Origin of the sequence: Microbacterium sp. LMI12-1-1.1, assembly GCF_040676455.1 — a bacterium.
Lineage (GTDB): Bacteria > Actinomycetota > Actinomycetes > Actinomycetales > Microbacteriaceae > Microbacterium.
Genome location: NZ_JBEGIA010000015.1, coordinates 480,995 through 496,687 on the forward strand (window position 1 = coordinate 480,995; position 15,693 = coordinate 496,687).

Genomic DNA, 15,693 nt, shown 5'->3' on the forward strand with positions numbered 1-15,693 from the left:
TAGGAGGGCCCACGGAGCGCCCGGAATCGGGTGGCGGAAACCTACGAAGCCGGTTCCGACGCCTCCGACGCGGCTTGCACGGAATCCACAAAGGCATCGGCGATCACCTGTGCAGTCTGCGCAATCTGCCAGGGACGCGCACCCAGCACAGCGAGCGCGTCTCCGACGGTCTCCGCCGTCAGCGGCTGCGGGGGAGTCCATGCGACCCGCCGCAGCAGCTCGGGCGTCAGCAGGTTCTCGGTCGGCATGTGAAGCTCTTCGGCGCGCTTCTCGACGACCGGACGCGCCGCCTTGAGGCGGGCGTCGGCCTCGGGGTTCCGGTCGACCCACGCGCGGGGCGGCGGAAGGGTGTCTCCGCCGGTGGCACGCTCGAGCGGCAGCTGGGTGACGGCGCGCCCCGCCTCGATCGCCGCCCACCACCGGTCGAGCTGGGAGCGACTCGCCCGTCCGGTGAACTCCTTGAGCGCCGCGAGGGCGCTCTTGGATGGGGGATCGGCGATCACTGCGGCGACGATGGCCCGGTCGGGGACGAGTCGTCCTGGGGCGACGTCCTCGTCGCGTGCGTACTCCTCGCGGGCGATCCACAGCTCGCGTGCCACCGCCAGCGCCTTCCGGCCACGCACCGTGTGAAGGCCCGACAGCCGACGCCAGGGCTCTTCGCGCTGAGGTTTGGGTTCGCGCTCCAGCACCGCTCGGAACTCCTCGGCCGCGAACTCCGTCTTGCCCTGCTCCACGAGCTCGTCGGCGAGCTTGTCGCGCACGTCGACGAGGTGCTCGACGTCCAATGCCGCGTACTCCAGCCAGGACTGCGGCAGTGGCCGCGTCGACCAGTCTGAGGCCGAGTGCGCCTTCGCGAGGGAGATGCCGAGCGTGTCCTCGACGACGGCGCCGAGGCCCACGCGCTCATGGCCGAGCAGGCGTGCGGCCAGCTCGGTGTCGAAGATGCTCGCCGGTTCCAGACCGATCTCGCGCAGCGACGGCAGGTCCTGGCTCGCGGCGTGCAGCACCCATTCCAGGTCGCCGATCGCGGCCTGCAGCGCCCGGAAGTCGCCGATCGGCGGCGGGTCGAAGAGGAAGACGCCCGCGCCTCGGCGGAACACCTGCACCAGGTACGCCCGCTGCGAGTAGCGGAAGCCCGATGCGCGCTCGACGTCGACGGCGACCGGCCCTTCGCCTGCGGCGAGACGCCGCACCGCCTCCTCGACGCGCGCGAGCTCGTCGATCACGTCGTATTCAGCCACGCGGCGACCTGTGCGAACCGAGCATCGCGATCCCTTCCGAGCCGGGGGGAAGACCGGCCAGCATGCAAACCAACTCCGCCCATGCTTCCACGTGCGCGGCGATCGCGCCTTCCGGCGACCACGACGCACGCAATTCGATCTGCGCCCCGTCGCCTTCCGCCGCAAGGGCGCCGAAGCCCTTCGAGAGAGTCTTGGTGGCGGTGCCGGATGCCGAGTGGAAGCCCGCGCCACGCGACCGAAGCGCGTCGGTGAGCCAGGTCCACGCGACATCGGCGAGGAGCGGATCGATGCCGATCTCGGGCTCCAGCGGTGCCTGCGCGAAGCAGACGATCCGCCACGGACCATTCCAGGGTGCGGGTTCTTCGGGATCGTGCAGCAGCACCAGACGACCGGTGCCGTACGGGGAGTCCGTGTCATCGGGTGAAGAGCGCACGTCGCCGGCGATAGCGATCGCGTCAGGCGCGAGTCCCTGCGGCGCAGCGATCTCCCGCACCGTGAGGTCGTCGCGGAAACGGATGTCACGCACCGCCTGCGCGGCCTGCTCGAAGGCGCTCGATGCCGCGGGGGGACGCTGCTCAGCCACGCGGACAGACTAGAATCGTTCCTCGATGGTCGCCTCCAGGCGCGCCGCAGTGCGCGCCGCATCTCCTGCCCTCGTCGCCGGCGTGAAAGCCGCGCTCACCGTGCTGAGCGTGGCACTGGCCGGTGCGCTCGGCGCCCTTGCTGCCGGCTCGGTGCTGATGGCACGCAAGGTGGTGACCCCTGCACGGCGGCTGGCCGACACGCGCATCCTCGCGCTCGACACGGCCGCGCAGACCATCACGCTGTCTCGGACGGCCGACACCGAGCTGCCGGGACGCTACGGCCTGTTCACGACGGGGTCGTCCGACTACATCAAGCTCGGCTCGGTGCTCTCGGAGGATGGCACGAGCGTCAAGCGCAAGCTCCTGACGCACATCCCTGCGGACGCGCGTCTCGAGCCCGAAGCTGCTTTCAGCGGGTGGTACTACGACCGTCCCGAGCAGCTGCAGCTGCCCTTCACCACCGAGCTGATCGGCTCCACGGTGGGGCCGTGCCCGGCGTGGCTGTTCCCCGCGGGGGACGGCGACACCTGGGTGATCCAGGTGCATGGCCGGGGCACGACCCGCGCGGAGTGCCTGCGCGCGGTGCCGGTGTTCCACGCTCTCGGCATCACCTCTCTCGTCGTCTCCTACCGCAACGACGGCGAGGCGCCTCGCAGCCGCAACGGCACCTACACGCTCGGTGCGACCGAATGGCGCGACGTCGACGCGGCGATCGGCTTCGCCCGCCGTCGTGGCGCACGCCGCATCATCGTCATGGGCTGGTCGATGGGCGGAGCCATCGCACTGCAGCTCGCGCTCAACTCCCCGCACGGCGACGCGATCGCGGGCCTGATCCTCGAGTCGCCGGTCGTCGACTGGCGCACGGTGCTGAACTACCAGGCGCGCGCGGAGCGCGTGCCCGGGGCCGTCAGCCGGCTCGCGATGGAGGCTCTGCAGACCGAGTGGGCGTCCCCGCTGACTCGGGCAGGTGCGGCGATCCGCCTCGACCAGCTCGACGTCGTCGCCCGGGCAGGCGAGCTGCGGCATCCGATCCTTATCCTGCACAGCGACGACGACGGCTTCGTGCCGTCGGACGCGTCCCACGCTCTCGTCGCGGCCCGACCCGACCTGGTCGAGATGCAGATCTTCGAGGTGGCGCGGCACACCAAGCTCTGGAACTACGACCAGGAGCGGTGGAGCAGCAGCATCGGCACGTGGCTGACCGCGCAGGGGATCATCGCGGACTGAGCGGACCGCGGCAGCTCAGGCGGCCGAGGCGGCGCGGACCTGTCGCTGCGCCCGCAGCAGCATGCCCGTCATCCCGGAGATGCGCAGGGGCGACACGACGCGGGTGAGCCCCAGCGTCTGCGGGTAGTCGCCGGGCACAGCCAGCACCTCTGCGGCCGTGAGCCCGGTGAGTCCCTGTGCCAGGATGCTCGCGAAGCCGCGGGTCGTCGGCGCCTCGGGCGGCGCGGTGGCGTGCATCGCGACGACGCCGTCGGCATCCACGTCGACGATGATGAAGACCGGCGACTGGCACTCGACCACACGCTCGTACCGCTCTGGATGATCCTCGTACTGCGCCGGCACCGCCGGCAGCTCGTACGAGTACTCCAGCAGCAGCTGCAGCCGGTCGGGTTCGGGCAGCTCCAGGAACTCGTCGCGGATCTCGGCGAGACGGTCGGGCAGGACGGCTTCGGTCATCTCTGCCATCTTCCCATGCGGTGGGGCCGTGCGCCCCTGAGCTGCGCGGATGCGAGGCGGCGCCCCAGGTGCAGACGGCGGGGGAGGATGCCGCGGCTCAGCGGGCGGGGGCCGCTCCCGGCTCCGCGCCCGTCACGATCGGCACGCGCACCGCGCTGCCCCACTCGGTCCACGATCCGTCGTAGTTGCGGACGTCGTCGAAGCCGAGCAGGTGCCGGAGGACGAACCACGTGTGACTCGACCGCTCGCCGATGCGGCAGTACGCGACGATCGCATCGCCGTCTTGGAGGCCGACTTCGTCGCGGTAGATCGCCTCGAGCTCGGCGCGCGTCTTGAAGCCGCCGTCCGCGGCGACCGCGCGTGCCCACGGAACGCTCTGCGCCGACGGGATGTGGCCACCGCGCAGTGCGCTCTCCTCGGGGTAGGCCGGGGCGGTGGTGCGGGAGCCGTCGTACTCCTCGGGGGAGCGGACGTCGATGAGCGGCCCGTTGCCCAGGTGTGCGAGCACATCCTCCTTGTAGGCGCGCAGGGCCGCGTCGTCGCGCTCGACGACCGGGTAGCGGGTGGGGGCCGGCTCCGACGGCGCGGTGGTGATCGGCCGCCCTTCGGCGATCCACTTGTCGCGCCCGCCGTCGAGCAGGCGGACGTCCTCATGCCCGAACAGGGAGAACACCCACAGCGCGTACGCGGCCCACCAGTTGTTCTTGTCGCCGTAGATCACGACGGTGTCGTCGCGCGAGATGCCCTTGCGGCTGAGAAGCGCGGCGAAGCCCTCGCCGTCCACGTAGTCGCGGACCACGGGGTCGTTGAGCTCGGTGTGCCAGTCGACCTTGACCGCGCCGGGGATGTGGCCCGTCTCGTACAGCAGGACGTCCTCGTCGGACTCCACGACGACCAGGCCCGGCTCACCCAGGTGGGTCTGCAGCCACGCGCCCGTGACGAGGCGCCCCGGCTGGGCGTAGGCGGCGAACTTCTCGGACGAGGTATCGGTCTCGACGGGCATGGGATCTCCTGGAGTCGGGTGATGCGATCGCGCGTCCGCCATCCGGCGTCAGGCGAGGCGGGCGCACGCGGGCGACGGTTAGGGTTGAACCGTCGCCTCCGACCATAGATTCCCGGACCGGCGTGCACAGCCCCTCTGTAAGACTCCGACACAGGATCCGCATGACCGTCTCCGCCACACGCACCGGCGTCGTCCACCTCGTGGAGCGCGCCCCGCAGCTCGCCGGCGCCGAGATGGTCGCCGCGCTGGTCCCGCCCCCGCAGTTCGCCGATGCGACGTTCGACACGTATCGCACCGACCCGGCCTACCCGTCGCAGCAGGAGGCGAAGGACCTGCTCCAGGCCTTCTCCGGTGCGTCGGCCCCCGCGAAGGGGGGACTCTTCCGGCGCGCCAAGCGCCCCGAGCTCAAGCCGGGCGTCTACCTCGACGGCGGCTTCGGCGTCGGCAAGACGCACCTGCTCGCCTCCGTCTATCACGCGATGCCCGCACGCCGGAAGTACTTCGGCTCGTTCATCGAGTACACGGCGCTCGTGGGCGCGCTCGGCTACCAGAAGACCGTCGAGCTGTTCCGCGGCGCAGACCTGCTGTGCATCGACGAGTTCGAGCTGGACGACCCCGGCGACACGATGGTCATGACCCGCCTGCTCGGCGAGCTCGTCGGGTCGGGCACACGACTTGCGGCGACATCGAACACGCCGCCCAACGCGCTCGGCGAAGGGCGCTTCGCCGCGCAGGACTTCCTCCGCGAGATCCACGCGATGTCCGCGAGCTTCCAGACGATCCGCATCGACGGCACCGACTTCCGCCACCGCGCGCTCGACGGCCACGCCGCCGTGCTCGATCCGCCCCAGTACGAGGCGGCCATCGCGGACGCCGCAGCGGCGGGCCTCGCGTCGGACGACACGTTCGACGCTCTCGTCGCCCACTTGGCGCGCGTGCACCCGTCGCGGTACATCCGGCTCATCGACGGGCTGTCGCTCGTGGGCTTGCGCGACGTCGCTCCGTTCACCGACCAGTCCGCGGCCCTTCGGTTCGTCGCATTCATCGATCGCGTGTATGACGCACAACTGCCGATCCGCGCCACCGGCACGTCGCTCGACCTCGTCTTCCCCGAGGAGATGCTGGCCGGCGGGTACCGCAAGAAGTACCTGCGCGCGATCTCCCGGCTCGTCGCATCGACACTGGACTGAGAGCGACACGACACTCGCGGGACCGGCCGACTCCGGTCGGATTCGCGGCCCGCGTTCGGTCCGCCGAAACACGATGTTTACGTGCGCCGCCCTCGTGTAACGAGGGGGAAACACGGGTCGGTCCGAGGCTGAAACGGACCGTGGTCACACTGGGGGGACCCGACGCTATACCTGCGTCCCTGCAGAGAGGTTCTCTTCGAGATGGATCAAGGCAACACCGCATTCATCCTGATATGCGCGGCGCTCGTCCTGTTGATGACGCCAGGACTCGCATTCTTCTACGGCGGTCTCGTGAAGGCGAAGAGCGTCATCAGCATGATGATGCTCAGCTTCGGCGCACTCGGCCTCATCGGCGTCCTGTGGGTCGTCTACGGCTACGCCATCGCGTTCCCTTCCGCTGACGGCCTCGTCGCGCCGTGGGCGATCGACTGGTCGGCGATCGGGCTCACCAGCCTGCTCGAGGTGCCCGAGGGCGCCGCCTACCCGCCGCTCGCGTTCGTGGCGTTCCAGGCGACTTTCGCGATCCTCACGGTCGCGCTCGTCTCCGGCGCCATCGCCGACCGCGCCAAGTTCGGCTCGTGGATGATCTTCGCCGCGATCTGGGCGACGATCGTCTACTTCCCTGTCGCGAGCTGGGTCTTCAACTTCGGACTCGCCGAGGACGGCAGCTTCGCCTACGGCGGCTGGATCACGTACGGCATGCAGGAGTGGTTCGGCGTCGGTGCGATCGACTTCGCCGGCGGAACCGCTGTCCACATCAACGCGGGTGCGGCAGCCCTCGCGCTGGCGCTCGTCCTGGGCAAGCGCGTCGGCTTCCAGAAGGGCGTCCACGTCCCGCACAACCCGCCGTTCGTGCTCCTCGGCGCCGGCCTGCTGTGGTTCGGCTGGTTCGGCTTCAACGCGGGCTCCGAGCTCGCCGCCGACGGCACCGCCGCGCTCGCGTTCGTCAACACGATCGCCGCCCCCGCAGCGGCTCTGCTGGCCTGGCTGATCGTCGAGAAGTTCAAGGACGGCAAGCCCACCTCGGTGGGTGCCGCCTCGGGCGCCGTGGCCGGTCTCGTCGCGATCACTCCGGCCTGCGCGTCGCTGACCCCGGGCTGGGCAATCCTCCTCGGCTTCATCGCGGGTGCGGTCTGCGCCCTCGCGATCGAGCTCAAGTTCAAGTGGGGCTTCGACGACTCGCTCGACGTGGTGGGCATCCACCTCGTGGGCGGCCTCATCGGAACGCTCTACCTCGGCTTCTTCGCCACCGGCACCGGCCTGTTCACCGGCGGCGACGGCACGCAGCTGATGGTCCAGGCGATCGCCGCCGTGTCGGTGCTCGTGTACTCGTTCGTGCTCGCCTACGTCATCGGCTTCGCGATCGAGAAGACGATCGGCTTCCGCGTCAAGAACGAGGACGAGGTCGCCGGCATCGACACCGTCGTCCACGGCGAGGAGGGCTACGTGCTCGAGGGCGCGCGCGCCTGACACGTACGGCACTGCCCGAAGGGGCGTCGCGGTTCCCCCCACCGCGGCGCCCCTTCGCCGTGCTCGGGGGAGGATGCCTCGCACTCCTAGGATGGCGACTGTGACACAGCGAAACGGGCTGCTCGGCATCCTGAGCAGCATCCTCCGGCCCCGCAGGGGGGCGGCTCCGACGCATCCGCCCGCCCCTCGGGCGCCGTCCCAGAGCCGCAGCGGCGCCGCCGCGACCGTGGAGATGCCCCCACCCCGCGCGGACGCGCTGCGGATCACGTATGCCCCCGACCACGACGGCGACCCCGATGCGGGTGAGATCGTCTGGACGTGGGTGCCGTACGCCGAGAACGACGGCCGCGGCAAGGATCGTCCGGTGCTGGTCATCGCACGGCAGAGCGGCGATCGCGTCTACGCCGTCCGCCTGACGAGCAAGGCCCACGACGGAGACCGGGACTTCCTCGCGATCGGCACGGGGGAGTGGGACGCGCAGGGCCGCCCGTCCTGGGTCGACATCGATCAGCTCTACAGTGTGCATCGCGACGGCATGCGGCGCGAGGCATCCGCTCTCGATCCGGAGCGATTCGGACGCGTCGCCGAAGCACTCCACCGCCGCTACGGATGGGACTCCGGCGACTGAGGAGTCAGGCGGGTCGACGCGGCCACCTGAGAGAGCACACATGTGCGGCGCGTACGGTCTGGGAATGCACAGACAACGGCCGTCCCCGTTCGATCCGAGCCCGCAGCGGGAGCAGACCGCACCCGTGCCGCAGCCGCTCGACGGGAACGAAGAGCTGCCGCAACACGCTGCAGCGGGCACCCGCGCTCGCATCGTCGACGGCGACCGGGTGCGATCGGCCAAGCCGACGCACATCCCCTCGCGCTCACCCGAGGACGAGCTCGCCTGAGGGCGCGGAGCCGCCGTCGGGACCGGCGGGAAAGACAGAAGCCCCCGGGTTCAGCGGGGGCTTCGCGGTGGGCGATACCAGACTCGAACTGATGACCTCTTCCGTGTGAAGGAAGCGCGCTACCAACTGCGCCAATCGCCCGTTCCCCGAGGGGGACGACTACCGATCCTACCGGATGCCGGAGCATGCCTCGGACCAGTTCTGCATGACACGCGCGGGGTGCGTCCGGTTTTGCAGGAGGGCGAGGATCGGTTAGAGTCTTTCAAGTGCCCGGGTGAACAACCCGGGGGCGAAATGCGGATGTAGCGCAGTTGGTAGCGCACAACCTTGCCAAGGTTGGGGTCGCGAGTTCGAGTCTCGTCATCCGCTCGAGTGCAGGGATCTCCTCCAGAGATCACGGCACGTGGGGTCAAACCACACGCGGTGGCGTGGCCGAGCGGCTAGGCACCGGCCTGCAAAGCCGTTTACACGGGTTCGAATCCCGTCGCCACCTCCACTCCCGGTCCCGACCGGAGTTCGACTCGGGCGATTGGCGCAGCGGTAGCGCGCTTCCCTGACACGGAAGAGGTCACTGGTTCGATCCCAGTATCGCCCACCACCTGAAACCCCCGCCCCGGCGGGGGTTTCGCTTCCCTCCTGCGTCAGCGGACGTGCTCGGACGGATAGACCTCCCTGATCCTCTCGCGGAAGAAGCGACCGGCGCTCTCGGCGGCGCGCAGTCCGCGATACACCGACGGCGGCACCGCGAAGTAGCGGTAGAGCTCGCCCGAGGTGAACTCGAGCTCGAGCACGGCAGTGTCGGCGTCGTAGCCGGCAGAAGCGATCGCCGCGGAGTCGAGGGAGTGTCGGCGCATCCGCTCAGGCTACGCCGCGACGCTGCCGACGATCCGGCGCGACGTGCCCACGCGCCCTGTGTGCCGGCACCCGTGCCCGCGCGGGCACTGGTTACACTCGAGGGGTGGAACTCGTCTGGTCGACCGCTGCCGCGGCACTCAAGACCGACACGCGAACGCTCGGCGCCTGAGCGGGCGGGGCGTGTCGTGCGCCTGAAGCTGAGTAGCCTTGATCCGAGCCATTCCCAGGAGAGTTTCCGTGACTGACGCTGTGTCCCTGCCCATCGACGGCTTCGCCCTGTTCCCCGACCGCTCCGTGGTCGCATTGCGGGTGAACGGCGAACTGAAAGACCTCGCGACGGTGGTGAGCGACACGGATGCCGTCGAGCCGGTCACCATCGACAACCCCGACGGTCTCGCCATCCTGCGCCACTCGACCGCGCACGTGCTCGCCCAGGCCGTGCAGCGCATCAACCCGCAGGCCAACCTCGGCATCGGTCCGCCGATCACGGACGGGTTCTATTACGACTTCGGCGTCGAGCATCCCTTCACGCCGGAGGACCTCAAGGCGATCGACAAGGAGATGCAGCGCATCGTCCGCGAGGGCCAGCGCTTCGTGCGCCGCGTCGTCAGTGACGACGAGGCGCGGGCGGAGCTCGTCGACGAGCCGTTCAAGCTCGAGCTCATCGGCCTCAAGGGCGGCGGGGCAGAGAAGACCGAGGGCGCCTCGGTCGAGGTCGGCGCCGGCGAGCTGACCATCTACGACAACGTCGACCGCGACGGCCAGACCGTGTGGAAGGACCTCTGCCGGGGTCCGCACCTGCCCAACACGCGGATGATCGGCAACGGCTGGGCACTGCAGCGCATCGCCGGTGCGTACTGGCGCGGCAGCGAGAAGAACCCGCAGCTGCAGCGCATCTACGGCACCGCCTGGCCGTCGAAGGATGAGCTGCGCGCGTACCAGACGCGTCTGGAGGAGGCCGCCAAGCGCGACCACCGCAAGCTCGGCAAGGACCTCGACCTCTTCTCGTTCCCCGACGAGATCGGCTCGGGCCTGTCCGTCTGGCACCCGCGCGGCGGTGTCGTCCGCGGCGAGATGGAGCAGCACGCGCGCCGTCGCCACATCGCCGGCGGCTACACCTACGTGTACACGCCGCACATCTCGAAGGAGGACCTGTTCCTCACCTCGAACCACCTCGTCACCTACAAGGAGGGCATGTTCCCGCCCATCGTGATGGACGAGGAGCGCGACGAGAACGGCGAGATCACCAAGCACGGCCAGGACTACTACCTGAAGCCGATGAACTGCCCGATGCACATCCTCATCTACAAGGAGCGTGCGCGCAGCTACCGCGACCTGCCGATGAGACTCGCGGAGAACGGCACCGTCTACCGCAACGAGCTGTCGGGCGCGCTGCACGGGCTCACCCGCGTCCGCGGCTTCACACAGGACGACTCCCACCTGTTCGTCACCCCCGAGCAGCTCGAGGAGGAGGCCACCAAAGTCCTGGAGTTCGTCATCTCGATGCTGCGCGACTTCGGCCTGGACGACTTCGAGCTCGAGCTGTCGATGCGCGACGACGAGAAGGAGAAGTGGATCGGCTCCGACGAGTTCTGGGACTACTCGACCAACGCGCTGCGCAACGTCGCGGTCGCGAGCGGCCTGAAGCTCACCGAGGTGCCGGGTGAGGCGGCGTTCTACGGTCCGAAGATCGACCTCAAGACCCGCGACGCGATCGGCCGCGTGTGGCAGCTCTCCACGGTGCAGGTGGACCCCAACCTGCCCGAGCGCTTCGAGCTCGAGTACACCGATCGCGACGGCCAGAAGAAGCGGCCGATCATGATCCACCGCGCGCTGTTCGGCTCGATCGAGCGGTTCTTCGCGATCCTGCTCGAGCATTACGCCGGTGCGTTCCCGGTGTGGCTCTCGCCGGTGCAGGTGGTCGGCATCCCGGTTGCGGAGGACTTCGCGGACTACCTGGGCGACGTGATCGACCAGCTCAGGGCCGAGGGGGTCCGCGCCGATCTGGACCACAGCGACGACCGGATGCAGAAGAAGATCCGCACCCACACCACGCAGAAGGTGCCGCTGCAGCTGATCGCCGGTGCACAGGACCAGTCTGCAGGCACCGTGTCGTTCCGCTTCCGCGACGGGACGCAGGAGAACGGCGTCCCGATCGCCGACGCCGTGCGTCGCGTGCGCGAGGCCATCGACTCCCACGCCCTGGTGAACACCGCGGAGGACTTCGCGTGAGCGACGACCCGCTTGCGGGGAGTCGCGATCGCGAAGTCTCGGTTCCTGAGCCTGTCGAAGGGCGCGTGAGCGACGAGGCCGGGTCGGAAGGCGTCCGGCAGACGGACGCCGCCGACGCGGCGCTCGTCGACGCCGCGACGCTTCCTGGGGTGCCGGACGAGTTCCAGCGTCTCTGGACTCCTCACCGGATGGCCTACATCCAGGCGGGACCCGAGGTGCTGCGCAAGGAGTGCCCGTTCTGCGAGGCGCCGCGCAAGTCCGACGAGGACGGGCTCATCGTCTTCCGCGGGCGCACGGCGTACGCGCTGCTCAACCTGTTCCCGTACAACTCGGGGCATCTGCTGGTGTGCCCGTACCGCCACATCGCGACGTACGACCAGGCGACCGACGAAGAGGTCGCCGAGATCGGCGCGCTCACCCAGCAGGGGATGCGCGTGCTGCGTCAGGTCTCGCGGTGCGACGGCTTCAACATCGGCATGAACCAGGGCCATGTCGCCGGCGCCGGCGTCGACGAGCACCTGCACCAGCACATCGTGCCGCGATGGGCGGCCGACGCCAACTTCTTCCCGATCATCGCCAAGACGAAGGCGCTGCCGCAGCTTCTCGGCGACGTACGCCGCGCGGTGGCCGACGCCTGGCACGGCTGACCGCAGGAGCGGATGCCGCAGGCGCGGCATCCGCTCCGCTGCTCGTCAGCGGACCTTCGTGACCTCGAACTGCAGGCGCGGGTGGGCGTAGGCCTCCTGCGACTCGACGAGCTGCAGCTCGCGCTCGCCCGACGCGTGCGTGCGCTCGAGGAGGTCGTAGACGCTCGAGGTCGTGCGGGCGAGGGCGTCGGCCGCGTCGCCGCTGCGACGCAGGTGCGCGGTGAAGAGCGCCGCCGTGACGTCACCCGAGCCGTTGGCCTTCATCGGGATGTGCGGGGTCCGCACGATCCACGCGCCGTCGTCGGTGACGGCGAGCATCTCGATCGTCCCTTCTGGACGATCGGGGCGCTCGACGCTCGTGACGAGGACGGTGCTCGGCCCCATCGCGCGGGCGAGGTCGGCCGACGCCAGAGTGGACTCGAGGTCGGCGGGCTCGGTTCCGGTCAGGAATCCCAGCTCGAACTGATTCGGCGTGATGATGTCGGCTGCGGGCACGACGCGTTCCCGCAGCAGCACGGGGATCGCCGGGGCGACGAAGCACCCCGACTTCGCGTTGCCCATCACCGGGTCGCACGCGTACACGGCGGCGGGGTTGGCCTCCCGGACGCGCGCGACGGTGTCGAGGATGACGTCGGCGATGCCCTCCCCGCCCTGATAGCCGGAGAGCACGACGTCGATCTGCGGGAAGACGCCGCGCTCCTCGATGCCGAGGACGACGTCGCGCACATCGTCGGGACTGATCATCGGGCCGCGCCATGCGCCGTAGCCGGTGTGATTCGAGAAGTTCACCGTGTACACCGGCATGACCTCGACGCCGATGCGCTGCAGCGGGAAGACGGCAGCGGAGTTGCCCACGTGACCGTAGGCGACCGCGGACTGGATCGAGAGGATCTTCACCGCTCGATCATGCCACTTCTCGTGTGACCAGCCGCCCACCGGCGGCCCGCACGGCAGCCGCCACGTCGGCGGCCAGGCGCTCGGCGTCGGCGACGTCGAGGTCGTGCACCGTGAGACGCAGCCGGTGCGACGGCGCGTCTCCGCCGAGGACGAACTCGTCGCCGGGCCGGGCCAGCCACCCCCGCCGCATCAGCTGCTCCGCGACGGCACGCGCGGGCACCGGAAGCGGGATCCAGAGGTTCAGCCCATCACCGGCATCCGCGGGCACGCCCCGTGCGGTGAGCCGCTCGACGAACGCCGCGTTGCGCGCCGCGTAGTGCGCACCCGCACGCTCGATCGCGGCCATGGTGCCGGCATCCGTCAGCAGTGCGTGAGCGAGGCGCTGCAGCAGATGGCTCACCCACGTCGTGCCGGGGGTGAGGCGCATCGCGAGCCGCTCCGCGGTCTCGGGATCGGATGCCGTCACCGCCAGGCACATGTCGGGCCCGAGGAACTTCGACACCGATCGCACGAGTGCCCAGCGCCGGTGGCCCGGCGCGATGACGGAGTGGAACTGCTGCTGCGACAGCAGCGAGAAGTGGTCGTCCTCGATCACGAGGACGTAGGGGTGGTCCTCGAGCACGCCGCGCAGCTCTTCAGCGCGCCGCGCCGAGAGGCTCGCACCGGTGGGGTTCTGGGCGCGCGGGGTGAGGACGACCGCGCGCACCCCCTGTTCGAGCGCCGCGCGCAGCCCGTCGGGCGTCATTCCTTCGTCGTCGACGGGCACGGGGACCGCTCGATAGCCTCCGATGCGCACGGTGTGGATGCTGGTGAGGAAGCACGGGTCCTCGAGGGCGACCGCGTCGTCGCGGGTGAGCGCCTGGGCCAGCAGCCGCTCGACCGCATCGGCCGCGCCGCTGGTGATGGTCAGTCGCAGCTCGGCCGCCGGCGGAAGGCCGTCGCGCATCCACTCCTGGGCCCAGTCCTCGAGTTCGGGGTCGATGACGGGTTCGCCGTACAGGACGGGCCGGCCCACCATCCCCGCGAGGGCACGGGAGAGGTCGGGGATCAGCTCGGGATCCGGGTTGCCCGTGCCCACGTCGCGGAGCACGCTGCCGGCCGCGAAGCCCTCCTGCGCCACGGGGGACAGGTCGGCGACGCGTGTGCCGCTGCGGCCGCGCGTGACGATCACGCCGGCCTGCGTGAGCTGCCGGTACGCGGCCACCACGGTGTTGCGGTTCACGCCCAGCTCGTCGGCGAGGGACCGCACCGGGGGCAGCGGGTCGCCGGGGAGCACGTCGCCCCGTTCGATGCGGGCGCGCACGCTCTCGGCGATCTCCGAGGCGGATCGCCCGCTGATGTCGAGGGTCATGTGCCGCCCCTGCTGGTCGCGCCGTCAGCCCACCGATCGGCGGGTGATCCTCATGCTATCTTTTGGCCTAGGCCAATACCCGCATTGTCCTCACTCGTTGCGCTCCAGCGCTCCACTCGAAGGGAAAGCTCGTGACCACCGACACGGGAACCGACCGCGTCAAGCGCGGCCTCGCCGAGATGCTCAAGGGCGGCGTCATCATGGACGTCGTCACCGTCGACCAGGCGAAGATCGCCGAGGACGCCGGTGCCGTCGCCGTCATGGCGCTCGAGCGCGTGCCGGCCGACATCCGCGCCCAGGGCGGCGTCTCGCGCATGAGCGACCCCGACATGATCGACGGCATCATCGACGCCGTCTCGATCCCGGTCATGGCGAAGGCGCGCATCGGCCACTTCGTCGAGGCGCAGGTGCTGCAGGAGCTCGGCGTCGACTACATCGACGAGTCCGAGGTGCTCTCGCCGGCCGACTACGTGAACCACATCGACAAGTGGAGCTTCACGGTCCCCTTCGTGTGCGGTGCCACCAACCTGGGCGAGGCGCTGCGGCGCATCAACGAGGGCGCCGCGATGATCCGCTCGAAGGGCGAGGCGGGCACCGGCGACGTGTCGGAGGCCACCAAGCACATCCGCACCATCTCCAGCGAGATCAACCGACTCACGTCGATGTCGAAGGACGAGCTGTACGTCGCCGCCAAGGAGCTGCAGGCGCCCTACGACCTGGTGGCGGAGATCGCCGAGACCGGCAAGCTGCCGGTCGTGCTGTTCGTCGCCGGCGGTGTCGCCACGCCCGCCGACGCCGCGATGATGATGCAGATGGGTGCGGACGGCGTGTTCGTCGGCTCGGGCATCTTCAAGTCGGGCAACCCCGCCCAGCGCGCGGCCGCCATCGTGAAGGCCACCACCTTCTACGACGACCCGAAGGTCATCGCCGACGTGTCGCGCGGCCTCGGCGAGGCGATGGTGGGCATCAACGTCTCCGACCTCCCCGCCCCGCACCGGCTCGCCGAGCGCGGCTGGTGACGACGCCGGCTCCGCGGGTCGGCGTCCTCGCACTGCAGGGGGATGTCCGTGAGCACGTGCGCGTGCTCACGGAACTCGGCGCCGAGGTGACGACGGTGCGCCGCCCGGCGGAGCTCGCCGCCATCGACGGGCTCGTGCTCCCCGGCGGCGAATCGAGCGTCATCGACAAGCTCTCCCGCGCGTTCGGCATGCGCGAGCCCGTGCGCGCGGCGATCGCGGCCGGCATGCCGGTCTACGGGACCTGCGCCGGCCTCATCCTGCTCGCCGACCGGATCACCGACGGCATCGTTGGCCAGCAGACCTTCGGCGGGCTCGACGTCACGGTGCGCCGGAACGCCTTCGGCAGCCAGGTCGACTCGTTCGAGGTCGACCTCGACGTGCCGGCCCTCGGCGAGCCACCGGTCCATGCGGTGTTCATCCGAGCGCCGCTGGTCGAGGAAGCCGGCGACGGCGTCGAGCGGCTCGCGGCGCTGGACGACGGGCGGGTCGTCGCGGTGCGCCAGGGCTCGCTGCTCGGGACCGCTTTCCATCCCGAGGTGACGGGCGAGCACCGCTTCCACGCGCTCTTCCTCGACATGGTGCGCGAGCGGCAGCGCTGACGACGTGCGGACGACACGTCGGGGTA

General features: G+C 70.1%; 16 protein-coding genes and 4 tRNA genes. 12 read left to right on the forward strand and 8 right to left on the reverse strand.

Annotated elements, in window-relative coordinates:
- Positions 1–41: 41 nt before the first annotated feature.
- Positions 42–1,241, reverse strand: coding sequence for a ribonuclease D (locus MRBLMI12_RS16220; RefSeq protein ID WP_363357366.1), 1,200 nt, complete (start codon positions 1,239–1,241; stop codon positions 42–44).
- Positions 1,234–1,824 (reverse strand): DUF3000 domain-containing protein, encoded by a 591-nt coding sequence (locus tag MRBLMI12_RS16225; RefSeq protein ID WP_363357367.1) that lies wholly within the window; start codon positions 1,822–1,824, stop codon positions 1,234–1,236. The genes MRBLMI12_RS16220 and MRBLMI12_RS16225 overlap by 8 nt, the downstream gene beginning before the upstream one ends.
- 25 nt (positions 1,825–1,849) lie before the next feature.
- Between MRBLMI12_RS16225 and MRBLMI12_RS16230 the strand changes: the two genes are divergently transcribed.
- On the forward strand, positions 1,850–3,052 hold the full coding sequence (locus MRBLMI12_RS16230) for an alpha/beta hydrolase family protein (protein ID WP_349427516.1): 1,203 nt from the start codon (positions 1,850–1,852) through the stop codon (positions 3,050–3,052).
- A gap of 15 nt (positions 3,053–3,067) precedes the next feature.
- On the opposite strand, the gene MRBLMI12_RS16235 is transcribed toward MRBLMI12_RS16230, so the two are convergent.
- Positions 3,068–3,508, reverse strand: coding sequence for a SufE family protein (locus tag MRBLMI12_RS16235; protein ID WP_349427517.1), 441 nt, complete (start codon positions 3,506–3,508; stop codon positions 3,068–3,070).
- Positions 3,509–3,605: 97 nt separating this feature from the next.
- Complete coding sequence (locus MRBLMI12_RS16240) at positions 3,606–4,511, reverse strand: sulfurtransferase (RefSeq protein WP_349427518.1); 906 nt, start codon at positions 4,509–4,511, stop codon at positions 3,606–3,608.
- A gap of 161 nt (positions 4,512–4,672) precedes the next feature.
- Here MRBLMI12_RS16240 and zapE point away from each other — a divergent pair, with 161 nt between their 5' ends.
- The 4 genes from zapE (at position 4,673) to MRBLMI12_RS16260 (ending at position 8,067) form a co-directional block, all read left to right on the forward strand.
- Positions 4,673–5,701, forward strand: a complete 1,029-nt coding sequence (gene zapE / locus MRBLMI12_RS16245; protein WP_363357368.1) for a cell division protein ZapE — start codon at positions 4,673–4,675, stop codon at positions 5,699–5,701.
- A gap of 201 nt (positions 5,702–5,902) precedes the next feature.
- A complete protein-coding gene (locus MRBLMI12_RS16250; RefSeq protein ID WP_349427520.1) occupies positions 5,903–7,171 on the forward strand; it encodes an ammonium transporter in 1,269 nt (422 codons plus the stop codon).
- Positions 7,172–7,271: 100 nt separating this feature from the next.
- A complete protein-coding gene (locus tag MRBLMI12_RS16255) occupies positions 7,272–7,799 on the forward strand; it encodes a type II toxin-antitoxin system PemK/MazF family toxin (protein ID WP_363357369.1) in 528 nt (175 codons plus the stop codon).
- A gap of 64 nt (positions 7,800–7,863) precedes the next feature.
- A complete protein-coding gene (locus MRBLMI12_RS16260) occupies positions 7,864–8,067 on the forward strand; it encodes a hypothetical protein (RefSeq protein WP_363357370.1) in 204 nt (67 codons plus the stop codon).
- A 68-nt stretch (positions 8,068–8,135) separates the two neighbouring features.
- Here the strand turns inward: MRBLMI12_RS16260 and MRBLMI12_RS16265 are convergent.
- Positions 8,136–8,208 (reverse strand) — tRNA-Val (locus MRBLMI12_RS16265).
- A 155-nt stretch (positions 8,209–8,363) separates the two neighbouring features.
- Here MRBLMI12_RS16265 and MRBLMI12_RS16270 point away from each other — a divergent pair.
- The 3 genes from MRBLMI12_RS16270 to MRBLMI12_RS16280 all read left to right on the forward strand — a co-directional run bounded on the left by MRBLMI12_RS16270 (position 8,364) and on the right by MRBLMI12_RS16280 (position 8,665).
- Positions 8,364–8,436: transfer RNA gene (locus MRBLMI12_RS16270), tRNA-Gly, on the forward strand.
- Positions 8,437–8,489: 53 nt separating this feature from the next.
- Positions 8,490–8,563 (forward strand) — tRNA-Cys (locus MRBLMI12_RS16275).
- Positions 8,564–8,590: 27 nt separating this feature from the next.
- A tRNA-Val gene (locus MRBLMI12_RS16280) sits at positions 8,591–8,665 on the forward strand.
- Between the two features lie 43 nt (positions 8,666–8,708).
- Here MRBLMI12_RS16280 and MRBLMI12_RS16285 read toward each other — a convergent pair.
- Positions 8,709–8,921: a KTSC domain-containing protein gene (locus MRBLMI12_RS16285; protein ID WP_349427523.1), complete on the reverse strand. Its 213-nt coding sequence runs from the start codon at positions 8,919–8,921 to the stop codon at positions 8,709–8,711.
- Between the two features lie 238 nt (positions 8,922–9,159).
- On the opposite strand from MRBLMI12_RS16285, the gene thrS reads away from it, so the two are divergent.
- Positions 9,160–11,154 (forward strand): threonine--tRNA ligase, encoded by a 1,995-nt coding sequence (gene thrS / locus MRBLMI12_RS16290; RefSeq protein WP_363357371.1) that lies wholly within the window; start codon positions 9,160–9,162, stop codon positions 11,152–11,154.
- Positions 11,155–11,219: 65 nt separating this feature from the next.
- Positions 11,220–11,801, forward strand: a complete 582-nt coding sequence (locus MRBLMI12_RS16295) for an HIT family protein (protein ID WP_363357372.1) — start codon at positions 11,220–11,222, stop codon at positions 11,799–11,801.
- Between the two features lie 45 nt (positions 11,802–11,846).
- Here MRBLMI12_RS16295 and pdxY read toward each other — a convergent pair whose 3' ends face one another.
- On the reverse strand, positions 11,847–12,698 hold the full coding sequence (pdxY, locus tag MRBLMI12_RS16300) for a pyridoxal kinase PdxY (RefSeq protein WP_363357373.1): 852 nt from the start codon (positions 12,696–12,698) through the stop codon (positions 11,847–11,849).
- A gap of 7 nt (positions 12,699–12,705) precedes the next feature.
- A complete protein-coding gene (locus MRBLMI12_RS16305; RefSeq protein WP_363357374.1) occupies positions 12,706–14,049 on the reverse strand; it encodes an aminotransferase class I/II-fold pyridoxal phosphate-dependent enzyme in 1,344 nt (447 codons plus the stop codon).
- Between the two features lie 131 nt (positions 14,050–14,180).
- On the opposite strand from MRBLMI12_RS16305, the gene pdxS reads away from it, so the two are divergent.
- Both pdxS and pdxT read left to right on the forward strand, forming a co-directional pair.
- Positions 14,181–15,068 carry a pyridoxal 5'-phosphate synthase lyase subunit PdxS gene (pdxS, locus tag MRBLMI12_RS16310; RefSeq protein WP_308867247.1) on the forward strand — a complete coding sequence of 296 codons (888 nt, stop codon included), beginning with the start codon at positions 14,181–14,183 and terminating at the stop codon, positions 15,066–15,068.
- Entirely contained in the window at positions 15,062–15,667 is a 606-nt protein-coding gene (gene pdxT, locus MRBLMI12_RS16315; protein WP_363357641.1) for a pyridoxal 5'-phosphate synthase glutaminase subunit PdxT, read from the forward strand. Before pdxS ends, pdxT begins: the two co-directional genes overlap by 7 nt.
- Positions 15,668–15,693: the final 26 nt, after the last annotated feature.

Bases quoted from the DNA above. Each gene is read 5' to 3' on its own strand.
- MRBLMI12_RS16230 (WP_349427516.1), top strand. From the start codon at position 1,850: ATGGTCGCCTCCAGGCGCGCCGCAGTGCGCGCCGCATCTCCTGCCCTC.
- MRBLMI12_RS16235 (WP_349427517.1), bottom strand. From the start codon at position 3,508: ATGACCGAAGCCGTCCTGCCCGACCGTCTCGCCGAGATCCGCGACGAG.
- MRBLMI12_RS16240 (WP_349427518.1), bottom strand. From the start codon at position 4,511: ATGCCCGTCGAGACCGATACCTCGTCCGAGAAGTTCGCCGCCTACGCC.
- zapE (WP_363357368.1), top strand. From the start codon at position 4,673: ATGACCGTCTCCGCCACACGCACCGGCGTCGTCCACCTCGTGGAGCGC.
- MRBLMI12_RS16250 (WP_349427520.1), top strand. From the start codon at position 5,903: ATGGATCAAGGCAACACCGCATTCATCCTGATATGCGCGGCGCTCGTC.
- MRBLMI12_RS16260 (WP_363357370.1), top strand. From the start codon at position 7,864: ATGCACAGACAACGGCCGTCCCCGTTCGATCCGAGCCCGCAGCGGGAG.
- MRBLMI12_RS16285 (WP_349427523.1), bottom strand. From the start codon at position 8,921: ATGCGCCGACACTCCCTCGACTCCGCGGCGATCGCTTCTGCCGGCTAC.
- MRBLMI12_RS16305 (WP_363357374.1), bottom strand. From the start codon at position 14,049: ATGACCCTCGACATCAGCGGGCGATCCGCCTCGGAGATCGCCGAGAGC.